The 25,206-nt window shown below is 59.7% G+C and carries 25 protein-coding genes; 7 read left to right on the top strand and 18 right to left on the bottom strand.

Annotated features, from left to right (window positions below; genetic code table 11):
- From ptsN to H9Q10_RS07690, 3 genes are all read right to left on the bottom strand, one after another.
- Positions 1-447 carry a PTS IIA-like nitrogen regulatory protein PtsN gene (gene ptsN, locus H9Q10_RS07700; RefSeq protein ID WP_197903374.1) on the bottom strand — a complete coding sequence of 149 codons (447 nt, stop codon included), beginning with the start codon at positions 445-447 and terminating at the stop codon, positions 1-3.
- Positions 448-546: 99 nt separating this feature from the next.
- Positions 547-1,434 carry a 4-hydroxybenzoate octaprenyltransferase gene (gene ubiA, locus H9Q10_RS07695; protein WP_197903373.1) on the bottom strand — a complete coding sequence of 296 codons (888 nt, stop codon included), beginning with the start codon at positions 1,432-1,434 and terminating at the stop codon, positions 547-549.
- A gap of 201 nt (positions 1,435-1,635) precedes the next feature.
- Positions 1,636-2,154 carry a chorismate--pyruvate lyase family protein gene (locus tag H9Q10_RS07690; protein WP_197903372.1) on the bottom strand — a complete coding sequence of 173 codons (519 nt, stop codon included), beginning with the start codon at positions 2,152-2,154 and terminating at the stop codon, positions 1,636-1,638.
- Positions 2,155-2,262: 108 nt separating this feature from the next.
- Here H9Q10_RS07690 and H9Q10_RS07685 point away from each other — a divergent pair, with 108 nt between their 5' ends.
- Positions 2,263-2,751, top strand: a complete 489-nt coding sequence (locus H9Q10_RS07685) for a SixA phosphatase family protein (protein WP_238480168.1) — start codon at positions 2,263-2,265, stop codon at positions 2,749-2,751.
- Positions 2,752-2,803: 52 nt separating this feature from the next.
- A complete protein-coding gene (locus H9Q10_RS07680; protein WP_197903370.1) occupies positions 2,804-3,178 on the top strand; it encodes a YkvA family protein in 375 nt (124 codons plus the stop codon).
- Between the two features lie 364 nt (positions 3,179-3,542).
- Here H9Q10_RS07680 and H9Q10_RS07670 read toward each other — a convergent pair whose 3' ends face one another.
- Entirely contained in the window at positions 3,543-4,223 is a 681-nt protein-coding gene (locus H9Q10_RS07670) for an MOSC domain-containing protein (protein WP_197903369.1), read from the bottom strand.
- Between the two features lie 141 nt (positions 4,224-4,364).
- Between H9Q10_RS07670 and H9Q10_RS07665 the strand changes: the two genes are divergently transcribed.
- Positions 4,365-4,811: an RpiB/LacA/LacB family sugar-phosphate isomerase gene (locus H9Q10_RS07665; protein WP_197903368.1), complete on the top strand. Its 447-nt coding sequence runs from the start codon at positions 4,365-4,367 to the stop codon at positions 4,809-4,811.
- Between the two features lie 180 nt (positions 4,812-4,991).
- Here the strand turns inward: H9Q10_RS07665 and H9Q10_RS07660 are convergent, their stop codons facing one another.
- Both H9Q10_RS07660 and H9Q10_RS07655 read right to left on the bottom strand, forming a co-directional pair.
- Complete coding sequence (locus tag H9Q10_RS07660) at positions 4,992-5,846, bottom strand: hypothetical protein (RefSeq protein ID WP_238480167.1); 855 nt, start codon at positions 5,844-5,846, stop codon at positions 4,992-4,994.
- 73 nt (positions 5,847-5,919) lie between these two features.
- Positions 5,920-6,825 carry a LysR family transcriptional regulator gene (locus H9Q10_RS07655; RefSeq protein WP_197903367.1) on the bottom strand — a complete coding sequence of 302 codons (906 nt, stop codon included), beginning with the start codon at positions 6,823-6,825 and terminating at the stop codon, positions 5,920-5,922.
- 170 nt (positions 6,826-6,995) lie between these two features.
- Here H9Q10_RS07655 and H9Q10_RS07650 point away from each other — a divergent pair, with 170 nt between their 5' ends.
- The gene (locus tag H9Q10_RS07650) at positions 6,996-8,030 is read left to right on the top strand and encodes a TIGR03571 family LLM class oxidoreductase (RefSeq protein WP_197903366.1); all 1,035 of its coding nucleotides are present in this window, start codon (positions 6,996-6,998) and stop codon (positions 8,028-8,030) included.
- Between the two features lie 271 nt (positions 8,031-8,301).
- Positions 8,302-9,693, top strand: a complete 1,392-nt coding sequence (locus H9Q10_RS07645) for a nucleobase:cation symporter-2 family protein (RefSeq protein WP_197903365.1) — start codon at positions 8,302-8,304, stop codon at positions 9,691-9,693.
- A gap of 170 nt (positions 9,694-9,863) precedes the next feature.
- On the opposite strand, the gene H9Q10_RS07640 is transcribed toward H9Q10_RS07645, so the two are convergent.
- The 8 genes from H9Q10_RS07640 to H9Q10_RS07605 all read right to left on the bottom strand — a co-directional run bounded on the left by H9Q10_RS07640 (position 9,864) and on the right by H9Q10_RS07605 (position 19,372).
- On the bottom strand, positions 9,864-10,244 hold the full coding sequence (locus tag H9Q10_RS07640) for a hypothetical protein (protein WP_197903364.1): 381 nt from the start codon (positions 10,242-10,244) through the stop codon (positions 9,864-9,866).
- 50 nt (positions 10,245-10,294) lie between these two features.
- Positions 10,295-11,149 carry a metal ABC transporter permease gene (locus H9Q10_RS07635; RefSeq protein ID WP_338082310.1) on the bottom strand — a complete coding sequence of 285 codons (855 nt, stop codon included), beginning with the start codon at positions 11,147-11,149 and terminating at the stop codon, positions 10,295-10,297.
- Complete coding sequence (locus H9Q10_RS07630) at positions 11,142-12,017, bottom strand: metal ABC transporter permease (protein WP_197903363.1); 876 nt, start codon at positions 12,015-12,017, stop codon at positions 11,142-11,144. The genes H9Q10_RS07635 and H9Q10_RS07630 overlap by 8 nt, the downstream gene beginning before the upstream one ends.
- Positions 12,011-12,931 carry a metal ABC transporter ATP-binding protein gene (locus tag H9Q10_RS07625; RefSeq protein WP_197903362.1) on the bottom strand — a complete coding sequence of 307 codons (921 nt, stop codon included), beginning with the start codon at positions 12,929-12,931 and terminating at the stop codon, positions 12,011-12,013. The genes H9Q10_RS07630 and H9Q10_RS07625 overlap by 7 nt, the downstream gene beginning before the upstream one ends.
- A complete protein-coding gene (locus H9Q10_RS07620; RefSeq protein WP_197903361.1) occupies positions 12,931-13,812 on the bottom strand; it encodes a metal ABC transporter substrate-binding protein in 882 nt (293 codons plus the stop codon). Before H9Q10_RS07620 ends, H9Q10_RS07625 begins: the two co-directional genes overlap by 1 nt.
- A gap of 393 nt (positions 13,813-14,205) precedes the next feature.
- Positions 14,206-15,675 carry a phospholipase D-like domain-containing protein gene (locus H9Q10_RS07615; protein ID WP_197903360.1) on the bottom strand — a complete coding sequence of 490 codons (1,470 nt, stop codon included), beginning with the start codon at positions 15,673-15,675 and terminating at the stop codon, positions 14,206-14,208.
- 8 nt (positions 15,676-15,683) lie between these two features.
- Positions 15,684-17,237: an FAD-dependent 5-carboxymethylaminomethyl-2-thiouridine(34) oxidoreductase MnmC1 gene (gene mnmC1, locus H9Q10_RS07610; protein WP_197903359.1), complete on the bottom strand. Its 1,554-nt coding sequence runs from the start codon at positions 17,235-17,237 to the stop codon at positions 15,684-15,686.
- Entirely contained in the window at positions 17,234-19,372 is a 2,139-nt protein-coding gene (locus H9Q10_RS07605) for an AsmA family protein (RefSeq protein ID WP_197903358.1), read from the bottom strand. Before H9Q10_RS07605 ends, mnmC1 begins: the two co-directional genes overlap by 4 nt.
- Positions 19,373-19,602: 230 nt before the next feature.
- On the opposite strand from H9Q10_RS07605, the gene queA reads away from it, so the two are divergent.
- Both queA and trpB read left to right on the top strand, forming a co-directional pair.
- On the top strand, positions 19,603-20,634 hold the full coding sequence (gene queA / locus H9Q10_RS07600) for a tRNA preQ1(34) S-adenosylmethionine ribosyltransferase-isomerase QueA (protein WP_197903458.1): 1,032 nt from the start codon (positions 19,603-19,605) through the stop codon (positions 20,632-20,634).
- Between the two features lie 145 nt (positions 20,635-20,779).
- Positions 20,780-21,988, top strand: a complete 1,209-nt coding sequence (gene trpB / locus H9Q10_RS07595) for a tryptophan synthase subunit beta (RefSeq protein ID WP_197903357.1) — start codon at positions 20,780-20,782, stop codon at positions 21,986-21,988.
- A 147-nt stretch (positions 21,989-22,135) separates the two neighbouring features.
- Here trpB and H9Q10_RS07590 read toward each other — a convergent pair whose 3' ends face one another.
- From H9Q10_RS07590 to H9Q10_RS07575, 4 genes are all read right to left on the bottom strand, one after another.
- A complete protein-coding gene (locus tag H9Q10_RS07590; RefSeq protein WP_197903356.1) occupies positions 22,136-22,465 on the bottom strand; it encodes a hypothetical protein in 330 nt (109 codons plus the stop codon).
- Between the two features lie 212 nt (positions 22,466-22,677).
- The gene (locus tag H9Q10_RS07585; protein ID WP_197903355.1) at positions 22,678-23,397 is read right to left on the bottom strand and encodes an SDR family oxidoreductase; all 720 of its coding nucleotides are present in this window, start codon (positions 23,395-23,397) and stop codon (positions 22,678-22,680) included.
- 337 nt (positions 23,398-23,734) lie between these two features.
- Positions 23,735-24,403 (bottom strand): ribose-5-phosphate isomerase RpiA, encoded by a 669-nt coding sequence (rpiA, locus tag H9Q10_RS07580; RefSeq protein ID WP_197903354.1) that lies wholly within the window; start codon positions 24,401-24,403, stop codon positions 23,735-23,737.
- Positions 24,404-24,517: 114 nt separating this feature from the next.
- A complete protein-coding gene (locus tag H9Q10_RS07575; protein ID WP_197903353.1) occupies positions 24,518-25,150 on the bottom strand; it encodes a hypothetical protein in 633 nt (210 codons plus the stop codon).
- Positions 25,151-25,206: the final 56 nt, after the last annotated feature.

Below are 25,206 nucleotides of genomic sequence, written 5' to 3'. Positions count from 1 at the left end.
TTATTCGGTGAGGATGCGGCGGGCTTCTTCGGCACTTTGTGCGGCCAAAAGCTGCTCGCGTACGGATTTTTCGGAAAGTTTGCCGGCCAGGGCGGACAGCACTTCCAGATGCGCGCCGGAAGCGTTTTCCGGCACCAGCAATACGAACACCAGCGACACCGGCTTGCCGTCGGGCGCGTCGAAATCGATGGCTTCTTTGAGGCGGATGAAGGCGCCGGTGATGGCTTGCACTTCGGCATGGCGGCCGTGCGGGATGGCCACGCCGTGGCCCAGCGCGGTGGTGCCGAGCTTTTCGCGGGCAAACAGGCAGTCGAATACGGCGGCGCGGCTCAGTCCGGTTGTGTTTTCCAGCAGCAGGCCGGCTTCTTCAAACAGGCGTTTTTTGCTGCCCACTTCCAAATCCAGCGTGATTTGCGATACGGGCAGAATGTTGCCGATCAGGCTCATGTTACTTCTCTTGCGTAAAAATACATTAAGGGTACGGATTGTACCCGTGCCGCCGGCTAAGGGCAATTTTATGCCGCATAGCCAAGTTTTCAGGTAGCCTCAAGCCGCACTGTAGTGCGCCAGCAACCCCAGCCACAATGCCCAGCCGATGCGGTTGTTGGATAAAAACACGGTGAAGCAGGCTTGGCGGTTCCGGCTGCGGATGGCGCGGTATTGGCCGCATTGGTGCCACACGGCATAAGCGAGCGAGAGCCAATATGGCCAGCGTGCCTGAATGGCGCAGCCGGCAGCGGCCATCAGCAGCACGAACAGCGCGTGGCACAGCATGGCGGCTTCGGCATCATGGCGGCCGAAGGTGATGGCGGAGGTTCGGATGCCGATTTTCAGGTCGTCTTCCTTATCGGCCATGGCGTAGATGGTGTCGTAGGCCAGCGTCCAGCAGGCGTTGGCGGCAAACAGCAGCCAGGCCAGCGGCGGGATGTGGTTTTGTACGGCGGCGAAGGCCATGGGGATGCCGAAGGAGAAGGCCAGCCCGAGATAGAGCTGGGGCAGCGGGAAGAAGCGTTTGGTGAAGGGGTAGCTTAGGGCGAGGAACAGCGCAGGCAGGCTCATCAGCTTGGTGAGCGTGTTGAGCGGCAAGAGGCAGAGCAGGGCGAGTAGGCACAAAACCAAGAGCAGGCACAGGGCTTCGCGCGGGCTCACGCGGCCGGTGGCGAAGGGGCGCTGCTTGGTGCGCTCCACCGCGCCGTCGAAGTTGCGGTCGGCATAATCGTTGGCCACGCAGCCGGCGCTGCGCATGAGGAAGGTGCCCAGCGCGAAGGCGAGCAGGATGGAAAAATCGGGCAGGCCGCCGGCGGCCATCCACAGCGCCCACAGAGTGGGCCACAGCAGGAGCAGGGTGCCGATGGGCTTGTCGGCACGCATCAGTTGCAGATACACGGCAAGGCGGTCGGCTTGGCGGGGGGAGAGGAATGAGGAGATGGGCATGGGTTTTCGGGAGTGTGGTTTTTCAGGTAGCCTTCGGGCGCGAGGAGAGGCTACCTGAAAATAGGGTGTTCGATTAATGGGTGTGCAAATTTCATTTTAAAAGGCTACCTGAAAAAGTAGGGCTGAGTAAGCAGTGAAAACTTACGGGCAATTTTTCAGGTAGCCTTTCGGCTGTGAAGGAGGCTACCTGAAAAATAGCCACTAGTCCGCGGCAGCCAAAAACCGCCCCAATTCCGGCGTAAACCCTTCGGTCAGCACCATCGTTTCGCCGTGCAGCGCAAACTCGGAGCGGCGCAGCCAGGCAGCTTGGGCGGCCTGCGCCTGTTGCGCGCTCGGCACGGCGGCGAAGGCGAGCGGGCTGCGTTGCCAGGCCAAGCCCGTGCCGAAGAGCTGTTTGCCCAAAGGGCGAGTGCCGCAAGCCAGGATACTCTGCCACTCGGCAGCTTCACGGCGGCACACGCTGCGTGCCCACACCACCGGTGTGCCGTCCAGCAGCAGCCATACCTGGCGCACATGAAACGCCGCCCCGGCCAAATCCTCGCCCGGCCACAGTTGCACGGCCTCGCCCTGAAAGGCTACCTGCACGCGCAAATCCGCGCCGGTGGCTTGCAGCGCGGCGGTGAGCGAATCGGCCTGCATCAGGCGGCGCAGGGTTTCGGGTGCGGGGGGAGGGGCAGTTTGCCAAGCGAGCGGCGGCAAGGTGGCGGGAAACGGGGGCATGGGTGTGTGCTGGATATGGTTGTGTGGGGGCGAAACGGTGTTTCAGCTAGCCCGAAAGGCTGGAAAAGCAGTAAGATGCGGATTGTATCAAAGAACCGGAGAGCAAACATGAATCTTATTTTGTGGCGGCACGCCGAAGCAGAAGACGGCTCGCCCGATTTGGAACGCGAGCTCACCGCCAAAGGTCGGCAGCAGGCCGCGGCCAGCGCCGAATGGCTGCGCCCGTATCTGAACGGGCGGGTGGAAGTGTGGGTATCGCAGGCGCGGCGCAGCCGACAAACCGCCGAGGCGCTCGGCCTGCCTTATGCCGTGAAGCCCGAGCTCAACCCGATTAACCATGTTGAAGCGCTGCCTGCGCTGATTGCCGCGCACGAAGGGGCGGATTACCTGATATTGGTGGGGCACCAGCCTTGGCTGGGGCAGCTTTGCAGCTACCTGCTCAACGGCGGCTGGCTGGCGGGATCGTATTGGACGGTAAAGAAATCGGGTATTTGGTGGTTTGGCGTGAAAAGTGCTGCCGACGGCCGGCTCTATGCCAAACTGAAGGCGGCGATAACGCCGCAGCTCTTGTTGCCCAACGGCTCAAGCCAAACTTGAAACCGGCCCGAGCGCGCCCATTTGGGCGGCATCGCCCCGCAAGGAGTTTGCCATGAAGCAAGACAACCCCACCCGCCCCGAAGATTTCGTGCCCGAGTTCCGCCGCCGCAATTTTGAGCCGGACGGCTTCTTGCGCAAATTGCGCCGGTTCGCGCTACGGCTGGGGCGGCCGGTGGTGGAACAGCTGTATGCGCTGTATTTCCTGTTCCAGTCGCCCGCCGTGCCCAAACGCGCCAAGCTGATTATCGTGGGCGCGCTGGTGTATTTCGTGAGCCCGATCGACAGCATCCCCGACCTGCTCGGCCCTTTGGGCTTCAGCGACGACATCGCGGTGATCACGCTGGTGTATGCGCAGGTGAAAGATTATCTGACGGAAGAAATGAAAATCCGCGCGCGCTCGGCGGCGGACAGGCTGACGCGGAAGTAGGGCGGGAAAATTTCAGGCATAGTCGATTAAATTTAAACCAGTACAGCGTTGCCTCGCCTTGCCGTACTATCTGTACTGTCTACGGCTTCGTCGCCTTGTCCTGATTTAAATTTAATCCACTATAGCCTCTAAGCACTTAGAGGCTACCTGAAAACAGTGAAGCAGAAAAAGGCTACCTGAAATTTTCGTTTTTCAGGTAGCCTTTGGTTTGGCTGGCGGGTTTGGCCTGCGCGGGATTTAAGGCAAACATCTTTCCCTGCCAACGCCGCATCATCAGGCGCACCGTTGAGTTCGCCGTTTAGGTGAAAAATACGTCGGGCAATTTTCAGGTAGCCTGGCAAGCGCTTGGAAGCTACCTGAAAATTTATCCATACAACCGGCGCTGCCAATCCTCGCACCTGCCCGTTTCCAGCCTGCGCTCAAACATCTGCCGCCACGATGCGGGCAAGGGCAGCGCCAGCACTTGGCGCAGCTCGGCGGCATCGCAGCTGCGGCTGTCGATGAGCGCCAGAATGCGGGTGAGCGGCCAATCGGGGAAGGGGCGCGAGAGCAGGGAAATGCTGTCTCCCGCCCGGATGCCGCCTGTTTGCCGCACGCGCAAATACCAGCCGCAGCGCAGGTTGTGCTGCACCTGCTCGGCCATGTCGGCTATTTCAAAACGCTCGTTCAGCTTCCAGCAGGGCTGCCGCCCCTGGCTCACTTCAAACTGCGCCGTGCCGATTTGCCATTGGTCGCCGAGGCACACCTGCCATTCGTCGGTGCCTTCTATACACAGGTTTTCGCCGAAGCCGCCGGCGCGGAAATGCGGGTTGCCGGGGAATTGCCGCTGCCAGCGGGCGTAGTGGGCTTGGGCGTAGCAATGCAGGGCTTTGTCGGGGCCGCCGTGGTAGCGCGGATCGCCCACGCCGTCGCCCGCCAGGCCGGTGGTGCTGACGGCGATGGGGCCGGCCACGGGCTGCTTGTCGATGCCGCTCACTTGGTTGCGCGCAAACGCTTTGGGCTGGCCGACGCGGATTTCGCGCACGGTGGCGATGATTTGGCTCATGGGGTGCTCTCTGGGAAAGGGTTTGCCCGATTATATAACTTTGCTGCTGCGGCGGCAGCGGAAGGCTACCTGAAAACTTGAAACGGCGGCAAAGCGGGGGCATACTTGGCACGTTTCTTGTTGGATAAAAAGGAGAAAAATATGCGATTGGTGATTGCCGCGCCGGCCAACGGCGTGGAACTGAAAAACGCGCTCAAGGCGCATTTGCAGGCAGATTCGCGCGTGAAGAGCCTGCTGGATTTGTCGGTGCCGGAGGGCACTTATCCGCAGCTTTCCTTTGCCGCCGCGCAGGAGGTGGCCGCCGGCCGGGCCGACCGAGCCATCCTGATTTGCGGCACAGGCGTGGGCACGGCGATTGCGGCCAACAAGGTGCGCGGCATCCGCGCGGCCACGGCGCACGACCTGATCACGCTGCGCGGCTCGGTGGAAAACTACGATGCGCAGGTGCTGTGCATGGGGCAAAACGTGATTGCCGCGCCGGCGGCCTGGGCGCTGGTGGATATCTGGCTGAATTTGCGCCACGACACGGGCAGCGGCTATGCGCCGAAGGTGGGCGAGATTGCGGCGTTTGAATGCGGGGAGGATTAAGCGCTTGAGCGGTCGGGTTTGATATAAGCAAAGCTGGTTTTCAGGTAGCCTTTGAGTGCGTGGGGCTGACTGAAAACGGAATGGCTTGTTTATCTGACTAGGGCTGGAATATTTTCAGGTAGCCTGCTGTGCGGCAGAGGCTACCTGAAAATTTTTGCGCGGCTTGGGTTTAACGGCGGCTTAATCGGTGGCGGAGCCCGCGATGCCGGTGTAGCGGCCGTTGCCGGGGCTGTATACCGTCCAGAAATAGGCGCCCCACCATTCGCGGCCGTCGTCGAAGTAGCTGGAGCAGTCGGTGTTCCATGCGTAGGCTTCGATGTCGCTGAGTTTGCCGAATAGTTGGCGGCAGAAGCGGAGGAAGTATTCGCCGACTTCGCGCGGGGAGGCGCCGAATTGGGGCGGGTAGGGCGGGTTGAGGAAGGCGTGGCAGAAGGCTGTGTCGGGTTGGCGGCGGGCGAGGGCGGGCTCTGCGCTGGCTTGGCTGTCGTGGTAGAAATGTTGGCCGAATTGGCTGCTTTGCTTGTTCCAATCGCGCACGATGAGGCGGTTTTGCGCAAGGTCGAGCTGGTTGCCGTAAAACTGCCCGGCGCTGATTTTGCGCCCCATGCTGCTTTGCAGGCTGAAATGTTGGCTGATTGGCAGGGGGTTTTGCCTGGGCAGTTGGTGCTGCGCTTGCAGGCGGGCGAAGCGTTGGGCGGCCTGTTCGTTGCGCTCGGCAATCACGGCGGCGAGGGTATGCCGGGCGGTGGCGAGGTGGTATTCGCGGCGTTCGGCTTCGTTGGCGGCGGCGGTGGCGTAGGCGAATTGTTGGAAGTCGAGCACGCCGCCGAGCGCATGGAAACGGGCGATTTCGGCGCGGTGTTGGCGGTATTGCCATTCTGGCAGGCCGGCGTGTGAGAGGGTTTCGGGGCGGGGAGTGGGAAACATGGGCGGGAAGGTTTCAGGTAGCCTGGTTGGGAGGCGGTGATTGGATTGTCGCTTAAATGTCGGGCGGTGGCAAAGCGTGATGCCGTGCGGATAGCTGCCGGAAAGCATAAGCGGATTTTTTCAGGTAGCCTGCTGCGGGATTGAGGCTACCTGAAAATGATTTGGCCGGATTGATTGCTGCTTAAGCTGCCCCCAGCCGTTCCGCCAAAAACCCCGCCAACGCATCAATCTTCGCTGTGTTCCTGCTGTCGGGCGGATACACCAGATACACGCCGTCGGCTTCGGCGGTTTGCGTGGGCGTGATTTGCCAGTCGGTTAAGACGGTTTTCAGGCTGCCTTTTTGCAGATGCGGCGACACCAGCCAGTCGGGCAGATGACTGATACCCTGCCCGTCCAGCGCGGCGGCAAGCAGCATGGCGGCGCTGTTGCCCGACAGGTTGCCGCGCACATTGATGCTTTCGGTTTGACCGTCTTGTCGGAAAAACCATTTGGGCGCGTAGCCGCGATAGATGTAGGGCAGGCAGTTGTGCCGCGCCAAATCCTGCGGGGTTTGCGGCTCGCCGTACAGGGCTAGGTAGTCGGGGGCGGCGACCAGAAGCCGCGTCTGCGGGGCGATTTTGCGTGCCACCAGCCGCGTGTCTTCCACCCGCCCCAGCCGCACCGCCAAATCGACCGGCTCGGCGAACAAATCGACAAAATGGTCGGCAGCATACAGTTCCAGTTCGATTTTGGGATAGCGGCGGGCGAAATCGGACAACAGCGGCGCAAGTTTGCACGCGCCGTAATCGGTGGGAAAGGTGAGCCGGAGTTTGCCTGACGGCTCTAAAATTTCGTCTTTAAGCGACTGGTTGGCACGCGCCAAATCGTCCAATATCGGGCGGGTTTTCTCCAGATAACGCTCGCCCGCGTGCGTCAGCGACAGCCTGCGGGTGGAACGGGTAAACAGCGGCAGCCCCAGGCTTTCTTCAAGCTGGTCTATCTGGCGGGTGACGGACGAAACGGCAACGCCGAGGGCTTTGGCGGTAGCGGTAAAGCTGCCGGTTTCGGCGGTGTGGTGGAAGGTGGTCAGGGCGGAGAAATAGTCCATAGGGTTTCCTGTTGCAAGGTCGTCTGAAAGCGAAGTGCAGGCTGCTTTTTAGGTTTCAGACGACCTTTTATTGCATAAAACGCAAAACTGTTTCCAATTTTACCTATATTATCATTTAACACAAGAAGAATATAATACACGCAACAACCCATCCCAACGGAGCAAACATTATGAACAACGTCCCCAATCTTTCCATCCTTGGCCAAGACAACAGCCGCCTGTTTGAAAACGCGGCAGGCAGTTCGCCGGATAAGCGCGCATTGCCACCCGAATTGGCGCAGCACAAAGCCTTTTCGCAAGTGTTTCAAAAAGACAAACTCACCATCGGCCTGATTGCCCCGTTCAAAGGCTATCCCGATTCGCCGATGTCCACGATTGAAGACTTGGGCGAGACCGCCGCGCTGGCGGAAAAACTCGGCTTTACCGCCTTGTGGCTGCGCGACGTGCCGTTTTACGACCCCAATTTCGGCGATGTGGGGCAAGGGCTGGATCCGTTTGTGACGCTCGGCTATCTGGCGGCAAAAACGCAAAACATCGCGCTTGGCACGGCAGGCTTGGTTTCGCCGCTGCGCGAACCCATCCACATCGCCAAAGCCGCCGCCAGTGCGGAAGTTTTGACCGGCGGACGCTTTATCCTCGGCCTGTCCAGCGGCGACCGTCCGGTGGAATATCCTGCTTTTAAAGCCGATTTCGACAACCGCGCCGAACGTTTCCGCGAAAGCTGGGACATGATACGCACGCTGACGACGCAGGATTTCCCCCGTTTTGACGGCACGCACTACGGCAATTTGAGCGGCAATATCGACCTGATTCCCAAAATCCCGCACCGTCTGCCCATGGTCGCCATCGGCCGCGCCAGACAGGAATTGAGCTGGCTCGCCAACACCGCCGACGGCTGGATTTGGCACGGCGTAAACCCCAAAGATACGGCAAAAATCGTCAATACTTTGAAAGAGTTGAACCAAGACGGGCAATGGCATCCGTTCGGCTACGCCAATTTTGTCGAACTCTCGGAAAATCCCGACGAACCGGCCAGGCTCTACAACAACATCTATCTGCGCGGCGGCAGCAAAGGCCTGCTGGAATTTTGGCAGCAGCAGAAAGAACAAGGCTTGGCGCACGTTACCGTCAACTTAAAACCCACTCGCCGCCCCGCTGCGGAAACCTTGCAGGATTTGTCGGAAAATGTGCTGGCGAAGTTGTGAAGCTGAAAAAAGGCTACCTGAAAATTTTCAGGTAGCCTTTTTTGCCGGCCGGATTATGTGTAAATAATGAGGTGCGCACTAAAGGCAAACAGCCGAACTGCCCTGCTATTTTTCAGGTAACCTTCCCCGCCTGCCGAAGGTTACCTGAAAATTCCAAACAGCAAGCCGCAGGCTTTCCCCTCGGCGGCAAACGGCGGTACAATCGCGCCCATTTCTTTTCTGCGGCCGCAGCGGTGCGGCTGCGTTTCCCCATCTGATTGAAGGAACCAACATGGCCGATGCCGATATGCGGGCCGCTGCCGAAGCGGATTTGGTGTACAAACTGGAAGACAAACCGCCCTTTGCCAACGCGCTCTTAAGCGCCATCACGCATCTGCTGGCGATTTTCGTGCCGATGGTGACGCCGGCGCTGATTGTGGGCGGGGCGCTGAACCTACCTGTGGAAACCACGGCTTATCTGGTGTCGATGGCGATGGTGGCTTCCGGCATCGGCACGTTTTTGCAGGTGAGCCGCTTTGGGCCGGTGGGCTCGGGGATGCTGTCGATTCAGTCGGTGAACTTTTCCTTTGTGGGCGTGATGATTTCGCTGGGCTTGGGCTACCAGAAAGAAGGCCTAAGCACGGATGTGATGCTCTCCACGCTGCTCGGCGTATCGTTTGCCGGCGCTTTTCTGATTTGCGCTTCGGCTTGGGCGCTGCCTTATCTGAAACGGGTAATCACGCCTACGGTGAGCGGGGTGGTGGTGCTGCTGATCGGTTTGAGTTTGATTGATATCGGGATTACGGATTTCGGCGGCGGTTTCGGCGCGAAGGGCACGGAGGCGTTCGGCTCGGTGCAGAATATCGGGCTGGCGGGCTTTGTGTTGGTGATCGTGTTATTGTTCAATTGTATGCGCAATCCGCTGCTGCGCATGAGCGGCATTGCGGTGGGCTTGGTGGCGGGCTATGTGGCGGCGTTGGTGATGGGGATTGTGGATTTCACCCCGCTGCAAAACGCGCCGCTGTTCACGTTGCCGGTGCCGTTTAAATATGGCTTTGCCTTTGATTGGAGCGCGTTTTTGGTGGCGGGCACGATTTATCTTTTGAGCGTGTTCGAAGCGGTGGGCGACCTCACGGCCACGGCGATGGTGTCCGGCCAGCCTTATGAGGGCGACGAGTTTCAAAAACGCCTGCGCGGCGGGGTGTTTGCCGATGGTTTGGTGTCGGTGATTGCCACCGCGCTGGGCTCGCTGCCGCTGACCACATTCGCGCAAAACAACGGCGTGATCCAGATGACGGGCGTGGCTTCGCGCCATGTGGGGCGCTATATTGCGGCGATTTTGGTGCTGGCGGGGCTGTTTCCTGTGGTGGGCCGTGTGTTTACCACCATTCCCAGCCCGGTGTTGGGCGGGGCGATGGTGCTGATGTTCGGCCTGATTGCCATCGCGGGCGTGCGCATCATCATGACGCACGGCATCAACCGCCGCGAAGCGGTGATTGCGGCCACTTCGGTGGGCATCGGCTTGGGCGTGGCCTTTGAGCCGGAGGTGTTCCGCGCGCTGCCGGAGGTGTTCCGCAATGCGATTGCGGCGGGCGGGATTACAGCGGTGGTGCTGAATTTGATTCTGCCGTATGACGAGAAGGATAAGGCGCTGCATTTGCAGGAAGATGAAGCGGCCGGATAGCTTTTGGCCGTGCCAAAGCCGATATTTTTCAGGTAGCCTTTTGAGCGATAGGGCTACCTGAAAATTTTTGGAGCGGGGATAGGGTTTGAAATGATGGGCGGGCTTGCCGGATAAAGAAGGTGTCAACTTCGTTGAAGCTTACGTTTTCAGGTAGCCTTTGGGCAATGCGCTTAACCGAAACTGCAATTTTTGTATTCGTTTTCTTTCTGCTTGAGGGTGGCGCGCAGTTTTTTGCTGTGCTGCGGGTGCAGGTTGGCTTCGGCCAGTTTTTGTTGGATGGCGGCGATTTCGCGTTCCAGCTCGTGTTTGTATCGGGTGAGGCGGTAGGCGAGGTCGGCTTGGTATTGATCGCGTTCGCTGAGGAGCTGCTGATGCAGGGTTTGCCAAGCTTTGATTTTGCTTTTCGGTGGCAAGGGGATTTTGTAGGAGAGCTCGACGGTGCGCCCGCCGCACTGGGGACAGAGCACGCTGATGCCGGATGGCGCCATGTGGGATTTGGGCCGGCGCACGGCGCGGCGGCAGTGGAAACAGACGTAGTTGGTGTTGCTCATGATGGGTTTCTTGGTAAAAAAGGCTACCTGAAAATTCAGGTAGCCTTTATTTATTCGGCTGAGGCTTCTTCCCCCTTGCCGAACGTTTGCCGCAATTTGGCCCAGCCCAGCGCGAGCACGAACAATATGGCCTGTAAAATCACGATGCTGGGGCCGGTGGCGGCGTTGAGGTGGTAGCTGAGCAGGGTGCCGGCCAGGCTGGTGAACACGGAGGCGAACACAACGATGAGCATCATGCGGTCGAAGCGCTTGGTGAGCAGGAAGGCGGTGATGCCGGGGGAGATGAGCATGGCCACCACCAGCACCACGCCGGCTACCTGCATGGCGGTGATGATGGTGAGCGCGAGCAGGATGAGCAGGCCGTAGTGCAAGAGCTGCGGGTGCAGGCCGGCGATGCGGGTTTGCGTGGGATCGAAGCAGTAGAGCAGAAAATCACGCCGTTTGAGCAGGATAAGCAGCACCACAGCGGCGCAGATGGCGAGGGTTTGCAGCAGCTCCGCGCGACCCACGCCGAGCACGTTGCCAAACAGGATATGGGTGAGGTGTTGGTCGGTTTCCACTTTGGTAAACAACACGATACCCAGCGCGAACATGCCGGAGAACACGATACCCATCACCGTATCTTCCTTCAGGCGGCTGTTGTTTTTCAGGTAGCCCACGCCCACCGAACACAGCAGGCCGGAAGCAAACGCGCCCGCCGCCAGCGGAATGCCGAGCACGAAAGCCAGCACAATGCCGGGCAGCACCGCGTGCGACACTGCGTCGCCCATCAGCGACCAGCCCTTGAGCACCAGATAGCAGGAGAGCAGGCCGCAGGTGATGGAAACGATGAGCGCGGTGAGCAGCGCGTTTTGCATAAAGGGGAAGGAGAGCGGCTCGGCGAACCAATTGATGAGCTCAAGCACGGCCAGCCTCCGTTTCTTCTTCAATCTGCGGTACGGCGCCGAACTTCTGCCGCAGCAGGCCGTATTTCGGCGCAAACACAAAGGCGAGCAGGAAGAGCAGGGTTTGCAGGCACACAATCACGCCGCCGGTGGCGCCGTCGAGGAAAAAGCTGATGTAGGCGCCCAGCGCACTGGTGGCGGTGCCGAGCACCACGGCAATCAGCGCCAGCTTACCGAAGCGGTCGGTGAGCAAATAGGCGGTGGCGCCGGGCGTGATCACCATGGCGATTACCAAGATCGCGCCCACGGTTTGCAATGCGGCCACTACGCAGGCACTGAGCAGGCAGAAAAACAAAACCTTATAGCGCAGCGGCGACAGCCCCACCGCCACCGCCTGCGTTTCGTCGAAAAACACCAACAGCAGGTTTTTCCACGTGAGCAGCAAAAACAGCAGGCACACGCCGATGATGATGGCTACCTGAAAAATGTCTTCGTCGGCAATGCCCAAAATATTGCCAAGCACGATTTCCTGCACGTTCACCGAGGTCGGATTCACCGACACGATAAACAGGCCCACGGCGAAAAAAGTGGTGAAGATAAAGCCGATGATGGCATCTTCTTTCAGATGGGTCAGCGCCCGCACCCACAAAATCGACAGTGCCGCCAAAATGCCCGACACAAACGCGCCGGCGGAATAGGGCAGTCCGAGCGCATAGGTAACCGCCACGCCGGGCACCACCGAGTGCGACAGCGCGTCGCCGATCAGCGACCAGCCCTTAAGCATCAGATAGGCCGACAAAAAAGCGCAAATGCCGCCCACCGCTGCGCTCAGCACGATGGCTTTCACCATGTATTCGTAGGCAAACGGTTCCAGCAGCATGTCTAGCATGGGGGCTCTCCCTCGCTGTCGGCTTGCTCCGGGCAGCCGCCGGCGCTGTCGCGGCACGGGGCAGGCGGATCGTTTTTGGTTTGGCCGTAGAACACGGCAGGGCGTTCGTCGTCGGTGAGCACGGTCAGCACGCGCTCGTCTTCGTCGTCGTGCAGGTGGCTGCCGGAGAGGCGGAAGTGGCGCAGCACGCCGCCGAAAGTTTGCTCCAAATTGTGCTGGTTGAAGGTATCGGCGGTGCTGCCTGCAGCCAGCACGGTGCGGTTGATCATCACCACCTGGTCGCAGAAATCGGGCACCATGCCGAGGTTGTGGGTGGACACCAAAATCAGGTGCCCCTGCGCGCGCAGCTGGCCGAGCAGCTCCACAATCGCGTCTTCGGTTTTCACATCCACGCCGGTGAAGGGCTCATCCAGCAGGATGATTTTGCTCTGCTGTGCCAGCGAACGCGCCAGAAACACGCGTTTTTTCTGCCCGCCGGAAAGCTCGCCGATTTGGCGCTGCGCCAAGTGGGCAATGTTTACCCGCTCCATCGCCTCCTGCACCTTGCGTTTGTCTTCCGCTTTGGGCAGGCGCAGAAAATTCAGGTAGCCATAGCGCCCCTGCATCACCACGTCGTACACCGACACCGGGAACTGCCAATCCACTTCCTCGCTCTGCGGCACGTAGGCCACCAGGTTGCGTTTGAGCGCCTGTGCCACGGGTAGGCCGCACAGGCGGATTTCACCCCGGCGCGGCTTAATCTGCCCCATCAGGCTTTTAAACAGAGTGGATTTTCCGCTGCCGTTCACACCTACCAAGGCGCAGGTGGTGCCGCCTTCCAGCGTGAAGGAAACATCGCGGATGGCGGTGTGGCCGTTGCTGTAGCGAACCGTTACCGATTCAACGTGAATGGAGGCAGCGGGTTGGTTGGGCATTATTTTCCGAATCCTCTGGCAATGGTGGAAACCGTGGTGTTGAGCAGGTCGAGGTAGGTGGGCACCGGGCCGTTTTTGGCAGACAGCGAATCCACATACAGCACGCCGCCGTATTTAGCGCCGGTTTCGCGCGATACCTGCTGTATCGGGCGGGGCGATACGGTGCTCTCGCTGAACACCACCGGGATATGGTTCTGCCGCACAGTGTTGATCACGCGGCGCACCTGCTGCGGCGTACCCTGCTGCTCGGCGTTAATCGGCCACAGATACACTTCTTTGAAGCCGTAATCGCGCGCCAGATAGCTGAAGGCACCTTCGCTGGTCACCAAAAAACGCTGGTTTTGCGGCACGCGCGCCAGTTTTTCGCGCAGCGGGCGGTCTAAGTTGCGGATGCGCTGGGCGTAGGAGGCGGCGTTGCGGGTGTAGGTGGCGGCGTTGCGTGGGTCGTGCTTGATTAACGCATTTTTAATATTTTCAACATAAATTAAAGCATTGCGCGTAGACATCCAGGCGTGCGGATTGGGGCTGCCGCGGTAGGGGCCTTCATGGATCGACAGCGGGGTGATGCCCTGCGTGACCACTACGGCCGGCTTGTTGCGCACGTTTCGGAAGAAGCGCTCAAACCAGCGCTCCAAATTCAGCCCGTTCCACAGCACCAAATCGGCGGATTGAGCTTTGGCGATATCTTGCGGGGTGGGCTGGTAATCGTGGATTTCCGCGCCTGGCTTGGTAATCGACTCCACTGTGGCCGCATCCCCGGCCACGTTCTGCGCAATGTCTTGGATCACGGTGAAGGTGGTCACCACTTTGAATTTGGCATCAGCCGGCGCAGCGGCACCCATAACGGCCAACACACACAGCATGGACAATAATCGACGCATCAGTTTTCTCCTAAATCTGAATTTTGGTTTCACAATATTGCTTGGATGGAGGCATTTGCCTGCGCCGCATACTATCTTAAATAGGAATTACTATCAATAATTAAATACTGGAATCTATTATTCCGATAGAAAACAATACCCACAATCGATATGGGGCTATTTTATGCCGATTCGGCCGAACATTTCCAGTAATCATAGCCAGCGGCTATATAGTGAATTAACTTAACTTTTGCTGCCGCATTGCTGCGCCTTGCCGTACAACTCTTCCCTATCCGGCTGACCATCCGGTATTAAACCCGCAGAATCTTCGGTGGCCTAACAATCAATAGGGCTACCTGAAAAATAAAATTAATTTAAATCATCAGATTATTTTTCAGGTAGCCTTTTGCACACTCAGGAAGGCGGCGGTTTGCCCGCCTTCCTAGCCGCGTTTTTTTGGCGGTGGAAACGCATGAGTTGGCGCACGGCGTGCACGGTGGTGGAAAGGCCGCCGGCCAGCAGCAGTAGCATTACCGGCCCCGCCAGCAGGTAGGGCGCAAACCACAGCAGCAACACAACCACCAGCATGCTGATACCCAGGCTCAGATAAGACTTGGCCTCGTTTTCGTCCACCGTGCGCGTGCCGTAGAAATTGCCGCGGAACACGCTGGAGAGCTGCAAGAGTTGGCGTGCGGCGGCCTGAGCCTGCTGGCGGCTGCCGATGCGGCGACGCGAGAGCATTTGGTGGCGGCGCCGGATGGCGGCGCGGCGTTCGCTTTCGTTGAGCACGATTTCTGTGGCGTTGGCGAGGTCTTGTAGAAACATCTGCTCCAAATGCCGCACCACCACCGCATCTTCAATCACCACATCGAGCTCGCGGTTCATATGCCAGCTGGCAAAATTCAGATTGGTGGAGCCTACCCGTGCCCACTGGCCGTCAGCGATGGCACTTTTGGCGTGGATCATCGGCCCGTTCCATTCAAACACGCGCACGCCGGCTTCGAGCAGGCTGCGGTAGCGGGTGCGCGACACGCGGCCGATCCAGCGGATATCGGAAGTGCGCGGCACTAGGATGCGCACGTCCACGCCGTCGTTGGCGGCATTGATCAGCGCCTGTGTGTAGAGGCGGGTGGGCATAAAATAGGCATCGGTGAGCCACAGATTGCGGTTGGCCAGCGCCAGCGCGTTCAAATCCAGCCGCATCATATTGTTGTTGCTCGGCGTGGTGGCAATCACGCCGGCGCGCACCGTGCCGGCAGGCGCGGGGCAGGGCGGATGGATGTTTTCAGGTAGCCTTTTGCCCTGCGAATGCAAGGTGTCGGCCAATGCCTGAACCACTTCGCCCACCGCCGGCCCTTGCAGCTTCAGACCCGTGTCGCGCCACGGCACCACGCCCTCGGCCGGATTACCCTCCCATGCCGACGACACGCACAGCCCGCCCACAAAGGCGGTGTGCCCGTCGACCACAATCGACTTGCGGTGGTCGCGCGAAAATAAGCCGAAGCCGCTGGCGAAACCGAGCGGGTTGTAGGCCACCACCTCCGCGCCCGCCTGCTTGAGCGGCATAAAAAAACGGCGCAATACCGGCCACAGGCTGCCCAGCCAGTCGTATACCAACACCACGCGCACGCCTTGGTGGCATTTCTCTATCAGCAAATCGCGCAGCCGCTGGCCGAAATCGTCGGCAGCAAAAATATACATTTCAATCAATACATATTCTTCCGCTGCTTCGATGGCTTCCAGCCAGGCGGGAAAGTTTTCGCCGCTGTCTTTCAGCACCACCACCGAATTGCCGGTATGCATTTCGCCGCTGCTCGAGCGGGCGTGAAGCTGCTCCAGCAGGGGGTGCTGGTCGGCGAGAAAGTTGTGTTGGCTGTGCGACATGGGCTGGATTAAGAAACGGTTTGGCGGTGGATGATTTGGCGGATCAGCAGGCGGTTGGGCGCGAGCGCGGCGGCCACTTCCGGCTCGGCAGGCAGCGGCTGCCCGAGCATTTGTGCGGCAACGAGTTCGCCGCACAAGGGCGCGGTGGCGAGGCCGCGGCTGCCGTGCCCGCTGTTCACAAACAGGCCGGGCAGATGGGGGCAGGGCTGCGCGGGCAGGCGGTAGTTTTTGTCATGCGCCAGTTTGGCGTATTGCAGACGCATGGCTGCCCAATCACCCAACGCGCCAACGGCGGGCAGGTGGTCGTAGCAATCGGCGCGCACGGCGGCGTGGCCGGAATGATAGTGCGGCAGGGCGGTGGCCAGTTCAGGCGAGAGTTGCGCCAGCTTGGCTCGGTTGGCGTTGTCTTCCGCGGGGAGGAGCACACTGCTGGAACTATTGGGCACGAAGCTGGCGCCGAAGCAGTGCTGGCCGAGGTATTCGGGCGAAATGTAGCCGTCGGCACTCAGGGCGCAACTCAGGCGGCGGCTGAAGGGCGAGGCGTCGGCCAGGCTGGTTTGGCCACGGATGAATTGCAGCGGCAGGGCTTCGGGCAAAATATCGGTCAATTGCTCGGCGCCGCAGCAGAATATGATGTGGCTACCTGAAAATGTTTGCCTGCCTTGCGGGGTATCGGCGCTGAGCAACCATTCGCTGCCGCGGCGCTGCAGTCCGGTGAGGCGGTGGCGGGTGAGCAGGCGGATATATGGGTTATTAAGCAGGGCGGCGGCGAAGGCGGGCGGGTTCAGCCACGCGCCTTGCGGCCAGAACAGGCCGCTTTGCCCGCCCAGCGGGATGCCGGCCAGCGCGGCGGCTTCTGCGGCATCGGCGGCGCGATACAGATGGCGGTTGGCGCTTTGCTCCGCCAGCTGGCGGTTGCGACGGGTTTCGCTTTGATTGTGGTTGAGGTGCAATACGCCGCAGGCCTGCCAATCGGGGCTGTTTGGCAGGGCGTGTTCGAGCAGGCGGCGGCTGTAGCCGTAGCTGCCGAGCAGGAGGCGGGTTTGCAGGGTGGGGTGGGCGGAGATTTTGGCGTAGAGCAGGCCTTGGCGGTTGCCGGAGCCGGCGCGGGCGGGCTGCGCTTCTTGTTCGAGGATCAGGCTTTCGATGCCGCGGCGGGCGAGGGCGTGGGCGGTGGCGGCACCGGCTATGCCGCCGCCGATAATCAGCACGCGCCCGATCGGCAGGGGCGGCGGGGCGATTTGCCAGGGTTTGGCCGGGCTCGGCTGCTGCGGCACGGGCGGGCGGTTTTGCCAGAGCAATGCGCCGAAGCCGTATTGCTGCAATGCTCCGGCGGCGGCGGTGGGCAGCAGGTAGAGGTCGCGTTGCAGCGGGTTGGTGTGCGCGGGGATGAAGTTGGCGGCGGGGGCGGCGCAGGTTTTCAGGTAGCCTTTGCCGGGCTGATTGAGGCTACCTGAAAAATCATCGCTGAGGAAAACGCAGGCGGCTTGGGGATGCGGGGGGAGGGCGGCGGCAAGTTCCTGCTCGGTGGGGATACTTTGCCAGATAAGGGCGGGGGTCATGGTTGGGTGTTTTCGGGCAGGTTCTGTATCCATTGCCATTGCTGTTGCAACACGTCTTGCAGGGCACGCTGTTTTTGCTCGGGGGTTTGCAGGTTGCTGGTGATGCGCTGGTAGTCGAGGGCGAAGCTGGGGCGGCTGATGCTGCCGTTGATTTTGAGGGGAAGCCAGAGGTTGCGGCCGGCGCTGGCGAGGACGGCGTAGTTGAGGGAGTTGTTGCGGATGTCGAAGCTGCCTTGGCCGCTGAGGTTGAGGCTGTCGCTTTGCAGGCTGAGGCGGGGGGTGGTACCGATGCCGTTTTCTACGCGGGCTTCGATGCTGAAGTGGCGGAAGGGGGTGCTGCTTTCGGCGTTGTAGCGGATGAGGCTCTGGGCGTGGAGGGGAGCGGGTTGGTTGAGGAGCTTGGCGAGGTTGATCCCTTGCCAGGCACCGTTGTCGAGCATGATGCGCCCTTCGCCGGCGAGGGTGGTGTGCCATTCGCTGCGTTTGAGGCCTTCTGCACTGATTTGGAAGGCGGCATTGCCGTGACCGCTGAGGTGGTTGAAGCGGAAGGCGTCTTGCAGGAGGGGTTTGATTTGGATGTTGTTAAAGTTGAGGATGGCCTGCCATTTGGGGCGGTTGCCGGCATGGAGGACGGCGCTGCCGGTGGCTTGGCCGTCGTAGAGCTGCATGCGGATGTCGTCGGCGCGCAGTTGGTCGGCGTCGAGCCGGAGGGTGGAATGGAAGTTTTGGATTTGCAGGCCGGAGCCTTCGAGGCTGCCGATGTCGAGGGCGAGCTTGATTTGGCGGTCGCGCAGGGCTTGCGGCCAGTAGCGCAGCCACAGGGGGTCGGAGTTCTCGGCGCCGTCGCTGCTGCCGGGGAGGTATTCGCCGAGGGCGAGTTTGGCGAGTTTGGCTTCGGCGTCGATGCTGTAGCCTTGTTCGCCGGGGCGGCCTGATATTTTCAGGTAGCCTTCGTTGTTGTCGAGGCTGCCTTGCAGCTGTGCCTGCCAGCTGCCGGCTTTGCCGGAGATGCTGCCGCTCCATTGCCCGACCCATGAGGGCATGCTGTTGGGGGCGGCGGTGTGGCGGGTGTTGAGAAAGAGGTTGTCGGCTTGGAAGCTGCCGGGCTCGGCTTTGAGGCGGCCGTTGGCGCTGTAGCTGCTGTTGGCGCCGTTTTGCTCAAAGGTGCCGCTGATTTGGAAGCCGCCGATTTCGAGGGTACGGTTTTGGTAGGAGGCTTTGTTGATGCTGCCGCTGCCGGAATGGAGCAGGGCGGGAGCGTCTTGGCCGGATTCGGGCTGCTCGGTGGTGAAAACGATGTGGGTTTCGGGTAGGACGGCGCCGGTGGGGGAAAGCTGCCAATTGCGTGTGTTACCTTCTATATTGAGCGCCCAGCCGGGAATCTGCATGTTGAGCCGGCCTTCTTTGGTGTTGAGGCGGCTTTGTTCGGCGGCGTAGTCGGCGTTGCCTTGCCAGGAGGCGGTGAAGGATTGGCCTCCGGGCAGGAAACCGGCGAGGCTGGCTTGGAGCTGCTCGATGTGACTGCCGTCGTAGCTGCCTGCGGCCTGCAGGCGGTATTCCTGCGGGGCAAACAGGCTGGCAGCAAGGTCGAAATTGCCGTCGCCGCGGTCGATGAAACCGGATACTTGGCGCAGGGATTGTTTTTGTTCGCCGTATTGGATGCGCAGGTTGCTGTTGTCGAGTTCGATGCGCTGGGGCAGGGTGTGGTTGCCGGCCTCGCCGGAAGTGAAGCCGGCCACTTCCCAGCGCCCGCCGTCCAGTCGCTGCACAAATACGGTGGCACCGTTCAGGCTCAGGCTGCGGATGTCGGTGTCGCCCCATAAGGCTGACCAGCCGAAGGAAAGGCGCACGGTTTCGGCATTCAGCGCCGGCCCTTGGTTTTGCGGCCGGGTGAGGCCCACTTGGTGCAGCACCACGTAAGGATAGGGGAACCAGCCGCGCTCGATTTGCCCACCGTCGAATGCAAACTGCCTGCCGCTGCCGGCCAGCACGGTATTGGCGGTTTGGCGGATGTGCGCCTCGCTAAACAGGTGTTTCAGCCCGAAATGCGCGCCCAGCCACAACAACAGCGGCACAAGCAGGCCGAAACACATCGTTTTCAGCCAAAATTTGCCGGAGTAGAGCAGTTTAATCATCAAAACGTCGCGCACGGGGAACCAAACCAGCCGAAAGGTAGCCGCTTTAAGCCTGTCTGGCAAGGATTTTAGCCGATTTTTGCAGAACGGTCGGGCAGGGCGGTGCGATAGGTGGAGGCTACCTGAAAAGCAAAACGGTTTTTCAGGTAGCCTTTAGCCGTTTTAAATGCGGATACGGTATGCCGAATGGTTATATAATGCCACCCTTTCCCTTCCCGCCCGAGCGCACCATGCAGCTTGCCGATTTCGATTTCCACCTGCCCGAACACCTCATCGCCCAACAGCCGCCCGCCACGCGCGGCAGCAGCCGCCTGCTCGACGCCCGCCCCGGCCATCCCCTGCAAGACAGGCAGTTTAGCGAGCTGCCCGGGCTGCTCGGAACCGGCGACCTGCTCGTGTTCAACAACACCAAAGTCATGAAAGCCCGCCTGTTCGGGCATAAAGCCAGCGGCGGGCGCATCGAAGCCCTGATTGAGCGCGTGGAAGGCGAACACACCGCCCTAGCGCACATCCGCTCCTCCAAATCGCCCAAGCCCGGCAGCATTTTGCAGTTTAACGGTGGCATCCAAGCCCACATGCAAGAGCGCCAAGGCGAACTTTTCCGCCTGCAATTTTCAGGTAGCCTCAATGTGTATCAAATCCTTGAACAAACCGGCCGCCTGCCCCTGCCACCCTATATCGAACGCGACGCCAACACCGACGACGACGAACGCTACCAAACCGTCTACGCCAAACACCAAGGCGCCGTAGCCGCCCCCACCGCCGGCCTGCATTTCACCCCCGAGCTGCTCGCCGCATTGCAAGAAAAAGGCATCCGCCGCGCCGAAGTTACCCTCCACGTCGGCGCCGGCACTTTCCAGCCCGTGCGCAGCGAAAACATCGCCGAACACAAAATGCACAAAGAATGGTACAACATTCCCGCCCAAACTGTTGAAGCCATAGCAGAAACCAAAGCGCGCGGCAAACGCGTGTGGGCAGTCGGCACCACCTCCATGCGCAGCCTCGAAGCCGCCGCCCAAAGCGGCTGCCTGCAAGCCGGCGCCGGCGACACCGACATCTTCATCACCCCCGGCTACCGTTTTCAGGTAGCCGACGGCCTGATCACCAACTTCCACCTGCCCAAATCCACCCTGCTGATGCTTGTGAGCGCCTTTTCCGGCATCGAACACATCCGCGCCGCCTACCGCCACGCCATCGAACAGCAATACCGCTTCTTCAGCTACGGCGACGCCATGCTGCTCACCCGCACCGAAGCCATTTGAACAGCCGGCTGGAAGCCAATCCGTTTTTCAGGTAGCCTCATGCCGTACTGAAAGGCTACCTGAAAAACAAATAACCACTATTTTCAGATAGTTCAAGATTAAGGCTACCTGAAACCATCCCATCCAACCCAAAAAGGAGAAAACCATGCCCCAAGAGCACCTCAACCCCCTCGTCCTCCCCGACGGCCAAGGCAACTTCGGCCAACACGGCGGCCGCATCGGCCATCCCGCCCTCGCGCAAGCCCTTGCCGAACTCGAAGCCGGCTTCCACAGCATCATCCGAGATGCCGATTTCATCCGCGAAATGAAACGCCTGCAAGCCACCTACGTCGGCCGCCCCAGCCCCATCTACCACGCCCGCACACTCTCCCGGCGCGGCGCCCAAATCTTCCTCAAACGCGAAGACCTCAACCACACCGGCGCCCACAAAATCAACCACTGCATCGGCGAAGTCTTGCTGGCCAAAAAGCTCGGCAAGAAAAAAGTTATCGCCGAAACCGGCGCCGGCCAGCACGGCGTAGCGCTCGCCACCGCCGCCGCCTTACTCGGACTCGAGTGCGAAATCCACATGGGCGTAGTCGACATCGCCAAAGAGCACCCCAACGTATCGCGCATGAAAATCCTCGGCGCCAAACTCGTACCCGTATCCGCCGGCGCCGGCACGCTCAAAGAAGCCGTAGACAGCGCCTTCGCTGCTTATCTCGAGCAAATCGACAGCAGCATATTTGCCATCGGCTCCGTGGTCGGCCCCGCGCCGTATCCCGAAATGGTGGCCTATTTCCAAAGCATCGTTGGCCATGAAGCGCGCGAACAATTCCAGCGGGAGCAGGGCGGTTTGCCGGATGAAGTCATCGCCTGCGTGGGCGGCGGCTCCAACGCCATCGGCCTGTTCAACGCCTTTATCGACGACCAACAAGTCGCCTTGGTCGGCGTCGAACCTGCCGGCGAAGGCCTCGACAAACCCGGCCGCCACGCCGCCACCATGAGCAAAGGCAAATTCGGCAATATCCAAGGCTTCAACTGCTACTACCTGCAAAATGAAGACGGCACGCCCGCCGCCGTGCATTCCATCGCCTCCGGCCTCGATTATCCCGGTGTAGGCCCGCAGCACTGCTATCTGAAAGACATCGGCCGCGGCCGCTACGAAACTGCCACCGACGACGAATGCCTCGCCGCCTTCCTCACTTTGTCGCGCGAAGAAGGCATCATCCCCGCGTTCGAATCCGCCCACGCCGTGGCCTACGCCTTACGCCGTGCCTCCGAGCTCGACAGTAATAAACGTCTACTGGTCAACCTCTCCGGTCGCGGCGACAAAGACATCGATTTCGCGCTGGAAAAACTCGGCTTGGAATAATCCAGCAAAAACAGGGCAGCGGTACATTTTCAAGCCAGTATTTAATCTGCCACAAAGCAAAAGCCGTCAAACTAGTTTTCTCGTTTGACGGCTTTTCTATTTTATAGCTGCCTAACATATAATTTTACATAATATACATTATACGAACTAACGTTTAAGCCGCACGAATCCTCCCCGGTATTGTGCCGACATCCTCGGCACGATGGTTTTAAGCAGCGCGTCAAAGTATGCCCGCCTGATCCGCTCCCGGTGTTTCTCCCGTGCCCTGGGATATTCCAAACAGGCAATGATTTCCAAGGGTTCGACTCCTACCGCCTCCGCAATATCCAGTACTGAAGCCAGCGGCAGGCGCAAACGGTTTCGCCGGTATTGGCTGATGTAGGTCGCCGGTATGTGCCAGCTCTTGGCTAATTGGTAGTCCGAATAGATACAGGCGTGAAACTTGTACAAATCCAGCCATTGCGAAGCGGTAAACATAATAATATCAGCACATTGTGAAACAAGTTGCTGATATTATGCCGTTTGGTGCGCGGATGCGTAAGAGTGAGCGGATGCGCAGTAGGCAAAAAGGCTGCCTGAAAGGGTTTTTAGGTAGCCGTTTAGAAGATCAGAGGCAAAAATTTTCAGGTAGCCTGCCGTGCGTTTGAGGCTACCTGAAAACGAGTGGTGCCGGCTATCGGCAGGTGTGCTTACAGATACACGATTTCGCCGCTGCGTCCTTTGCTGTCTTCGCTCATCCAATAGACGAAATCGGGGGCGAGCTCGCTGGGTTCCTTGCGGTCGTTGCGGGATTCGCCGGGGTGGGTTTTCATGCGCTGGGGGGAGTTGACGGCGCCGGGCACAAGCACGTTGGCGCGCAGATTGGGGAAACGCGCCCATTCGTCGGCGGCGACTTTGCAGAGGTAATTTAATGCGGCTTTGGAGGCGCCGAAGCCGCCCCAGTAGGCCTGCGGGGTTTCGCCGTGGCTTTCGCCGATGAAGGCAACGGAGGCATCGGGTGCGGCTTGCAGCATGGGCAGGCAGGCGCGGGTGAGTGCCATGGGGGCGACGGTGTTGATGCGGTATTGGTTTACCCATTCGGCCACGGTTTGGAATTCGAGCGGGGATAAGGCGTAGAAATAGGCGGCGCTGTGGATGATACCGTTGAGGCGGCCGCCGGTGGCTTCGGCCACGGCTTGGGCGAGGCGTTCGTATTCTTTTTCTTCGGCGGCGAGCAGGTCGAACACGACGGCAAAGGGCTCGGGGCAGCCGGCTGAGACGATGGCGTCGTAGATTTTTTCCAGTTTTTTCTGATGCCTGGCCACCAACACGACGGTGGCGCCGGCTTCGGCGCAGGCGCGGGCGGCTTCGGCGCCGATGCCTTGGGAAGCGCCGGTGATGAGGATAACTCGGTCTTGCAGTTTGTTCATGTGGGCTTTCTGTTGATGCGTTGGGTGATGCGTTCGGGCTTGGGGTTTTAGCTTCGGCAGAAACTCTGCTTCCTTCGGAAACATCGTTTTCAGGTAGCCTGATGCTTTGGCCAAATCCTTTTATAACCGAATGAATGATATTTTGCCAAGCTTCCAGCCTTTTGGCTGTTTGAGGCTACCTGAAAAAGGGTTTTACGGAATGGAAGCGGCATAGTGGTATGGGCATGCGCCCTACCCTATGCCTATTTTCTTGCTCGGAAGCGGGGCGGCGACGGGTGGTGCGCCGCCCTGCCCCGGTTTTCAGGTAGCCTGCTGTTTGGCGGGATATGCCGGGCAATCAGCTGCCGATTTTGATCACTTCAGCGCCGGTTGGACGGCCGATGATCAGTACATGCGCGGGATTGTTGGCAAAAAGGCCGTTTTCCACCACGCCGGGGATGCGGTTGATTTCTTCTTCGAGCTTGAGCGGCTCGTTGATGGGCATATCGTGCACATCAACGATTTTGTGGCCGCTGTCGGTGGTGAAGCCGATGCGCAGTTGAGGGGTGCCGCCGAATTTGAGCAGTTTGCGTGATACGAGGGAGCGGGCGGCGGGGATGATTTCGATGGGCAGGGGGAATTTGCCGAGGCGGCCGACGTATTTGCTTTCGTCTACGATGCAGACGAATTTGTCGGCGGCGCTGGCGACGATTTTTTCGGCCAACAGCGCGCCGCCGCCGCCTTTGATCATTTGCAGGCTGTGGTTGACTTCGTCGGCGCCGTCGATGTACACGGGCAGTTCGTCCACCTCGTTGAGCGCCACTTCTGGAATACCGTATTGTTTCAACAGTTTGCTGGTGGCTTGGGAGGTGGAGACGGCACCCTTGATGCGGATGCCGCTCTCGGCCAGCTCTTCGATGAAGAAGTTTACGGTGCTGCCGGTGCCGATGCCGATGTAGGCGTTTTCGGGCACGAATTCGAGGGCTTTTTGGGCGGCGGTGCGTTTGAGTTGATCTTGGGTGGACATGGGGTTCTCCTGTAGCAGATAGGTGGCCGGGCTGGGTTTCAGGTAGCCTTATTCTACTATGGGGCGGGAATTTAGGTAAGCTGGCGCCCTGCCCTTTTGCTTTGGGGATGGGATTTAGAACCTTGCCCAGCCGGCAAAATCTTCGTTGATCTTCCAACCGCTTTTGGTGGGTTCGGTGGCATTAGCGGGAAATAAATCCATGACGCAGTCTTGCCATGCGCCGGGAAAGCCTTCTTTGCTGGGATAAGCGTATTGCGTTTGTTTTTGCAGGCGCAAACCGGCTTGCAGCAGCGCGGTGAGGCGGTTAAGCGATGCCTGCACGGCGGCTGTGCCAACCGCATCGAAATAATCTTGGCGGAAGCTGAGCAGCAGGCCACTGTGTGGGCTGCCATAGCTGTGTTGCCATATCAGGCTGAGCCCGGGGGTGGTGTTTTGCTTGGTGCAGGAAACGGGACTGGGGAAAAAAGCTTGCAGGAAGCTGAAATAGAATGTATCCGGATTGGGGCTGCGGTAGCAGTTGTCGGCAAGTTTTTGCAAGCTTTCTTCGCTCCATGACAAACGGCCGAGTTTGAGCTCTTTGCCATTGTCGAACTGGCTGGCGGTGATGCGAGGGGTGCCTTTGATTTTGCTGGCGAAAGGGGTGAGTTCGGCGATAAAGGCGGGCCAGAAGGCGCGGTTTTCAAGATGTTGCTTGAGGGTATGCGTGGAGAGGAGGATGAAATTTTGGTGGAGGTTGGTGAATTTCATGATCACTTGCTTCCTCAGGCGGTGGGCTACCTGAAAATCCGGCAGGCGGTTGGGGA

This window comes from Eikenella glucosivorans (assembly GCF_016025525.2).
GTDB lineage: Bacteria > Pseudomonadota > Gammaproteobacteria > Burkholderiales > Neisseriaceae > Eikenella > Eikenella glucosivorans.
The sequence above is the reverse complement of the archived record's forward strand: the minus strand, read 5'-3'. Positions and strand labels throughout refer to the sequence as shown.

Bases quoted from the DNA above. Each gene is read 5' to 3' on its own strand.
- ptsN (WP_197903374.1), bottom strand. From the start codon at position 447: ATGAGCCTGATCGGCAACATTCTGCCCGTATCGCAAATCACGCTGGAT.
- ubiA (WP_197903373.1), bottom strand. From the start codon at position 1,434: ATGCCCATCTCCTCATTCCTCTCCCCCCGCCAAGCCGACCGCCTTGCC.
- H9Q10_RS07690 (WP_197903372.1), bottom strand. From the start codon at position 2,154: ATGCCCCCGTTTCCCGCCACCTTGCCGCCGCTCGCTTGGCAAACTGCC.
- H9Q10_RS07685 (WP_238480168.1), top strand. From the start codon at position 2,263: ATGAATCTTATTTTGTGGCGGCACGCCGAAGCAGAAGACGGCTCGCCC.
- H9Q10_RS07680 (WP_197903370.1), top strand. From the start codon at position 2,804: ATGAAGCAAGACAACCCCACCCGCCCCGAAGATTTCGTGCCCGAGTTC.
- H9Q10_RS07670 (WP_197903369.1), bottom strand. From the start codon at position 4,223: ATGAGCCAAATCATCGCCACCGTGCGCGAAATCCGCGTCGGCCAGCCC.
- H9Q10_RS07665 (WP_197903368.1), top strand. From the start codon at position 4,365: ATGCGATTGGTGATTGCCGCGCCGGCCAACGGCGTGGAACTGAAAAAC.
- H9Q10_RS07660 (WP_238480167.1), bottom strand. From the start codon at position 5,846: ATGCTTTCCGGCAGCTATCCGCACGGCATCACGCTTTGCCACCGCCCG.
- H9Q10_RS07655 (WP_197903367.1), bottom strand. From the start codon at position 6,825: ATGGACTATTTCTCCGCCCTGACCACCTTCCACCACACCGCCGAAACC.
- H9Q10_RS07650 (WP_197903366.1), top strand. From the start codon at position 6,996: ATGAACAACGTCCCCAATCTTTCCATCCTTGGCCAAGACAACAGCCGC.
- H9Q10_RS07645 (WP_197903365.1), top strand. From the start codon at position 8,302: ATGGCCGATGCCGATATGCGGGCCGCTGCCGAAGCGGATTTGGTGTAC.
- H9Q10_RS07640 (WP_197903364.1), bottom strand. From the start codon at position 10,244: ATGAGCAACACCAACTACGTCTGTTTCCACTGCCGCCGCGCCGTGCGC.
- H9Q10_RS07630 (WP_197903363.1), bottom strand. From the start codon at position 12,017: ATGCTAGACATGCTGCTGGAACCGTTTGCCTACGAATACATGGTGAAA.
- H9Q10_RS07625 (WP_197903362.1), bottom strand. From the start codon at position 12,931: ATGCCCAACCAACCCGCTGCCTCCATTCACGTTGAATCGGTAACGGTT.
- H9Q10_RS07620 (WP_197903361.1), bottom strand. From the start codon at position 13,812: ATGCGTCGATTATTGTCCATGCTGTGTGTGTTGGCCGTTATGGGTGCC.
- H9Q10_RS07615 (WP_197903360.1), bottom strand. From the start codon at position 15,675: ATGTCGCACAGCCAACACAACTTTCTCGCCGACCAGCACCCCCTGCTG.
- mnmC1 (WP_197903359.1), bottom strand. From the start codon at position 17,237: ATGACCCCCGCCCTTATCTGGCAAAGTATCCCCACCGAGCAGGAACTT.
- H9Q10_RS07605 (WP_197903358.1), bottom strand. From the start codon at position 19,372: ATGATTAAACTGCTCTACTCCGGCAAATTTTGGCTGAAAACGATGTGT.
- queA (WP_197903458.1), top strand. From the start codon at position 19,603: ATGCAGCTTGCCGATTTCGATTTCCACCTGCCCGAACACCTCATCGCC.
- trpB (WP_197903357.1), top strand. From the start codon at position 20,780: ATGCCCCAAGAGCACCTCAACCCCCTCGTCCTCCCCGACGGCCAAGGC.
- H9Q10_RS07590 (WP_197903356.1), bottom strand. From the start codon at position 22,465: ATGTTTACCGCTTCGCAATGGCTGGATTTGTACAAGTTTCACGCCTGT.
- H9Q10_RS07585 (WP_197903355.1), bottom strand. From the start codon at position 23,397: ATGAACAAACTGCAAGACCGAGTTATCCTCATCACCGGCGCTTCCCAA.
- rpiA (WP_197903354.1), bottom strand. From the start codon at position 24,403: ATGTCCACCCAAGATCAACTCAAACGCACCGCCGCCCAAAAAGCCCTC.
- H9Q10_RS07575 (WP_197903353.1), bottom strand. From the start codon at position 25,150: ATGAAATTCACCAACCTCCACCAAAATTTCATCCTCCTCTCCACGCAT.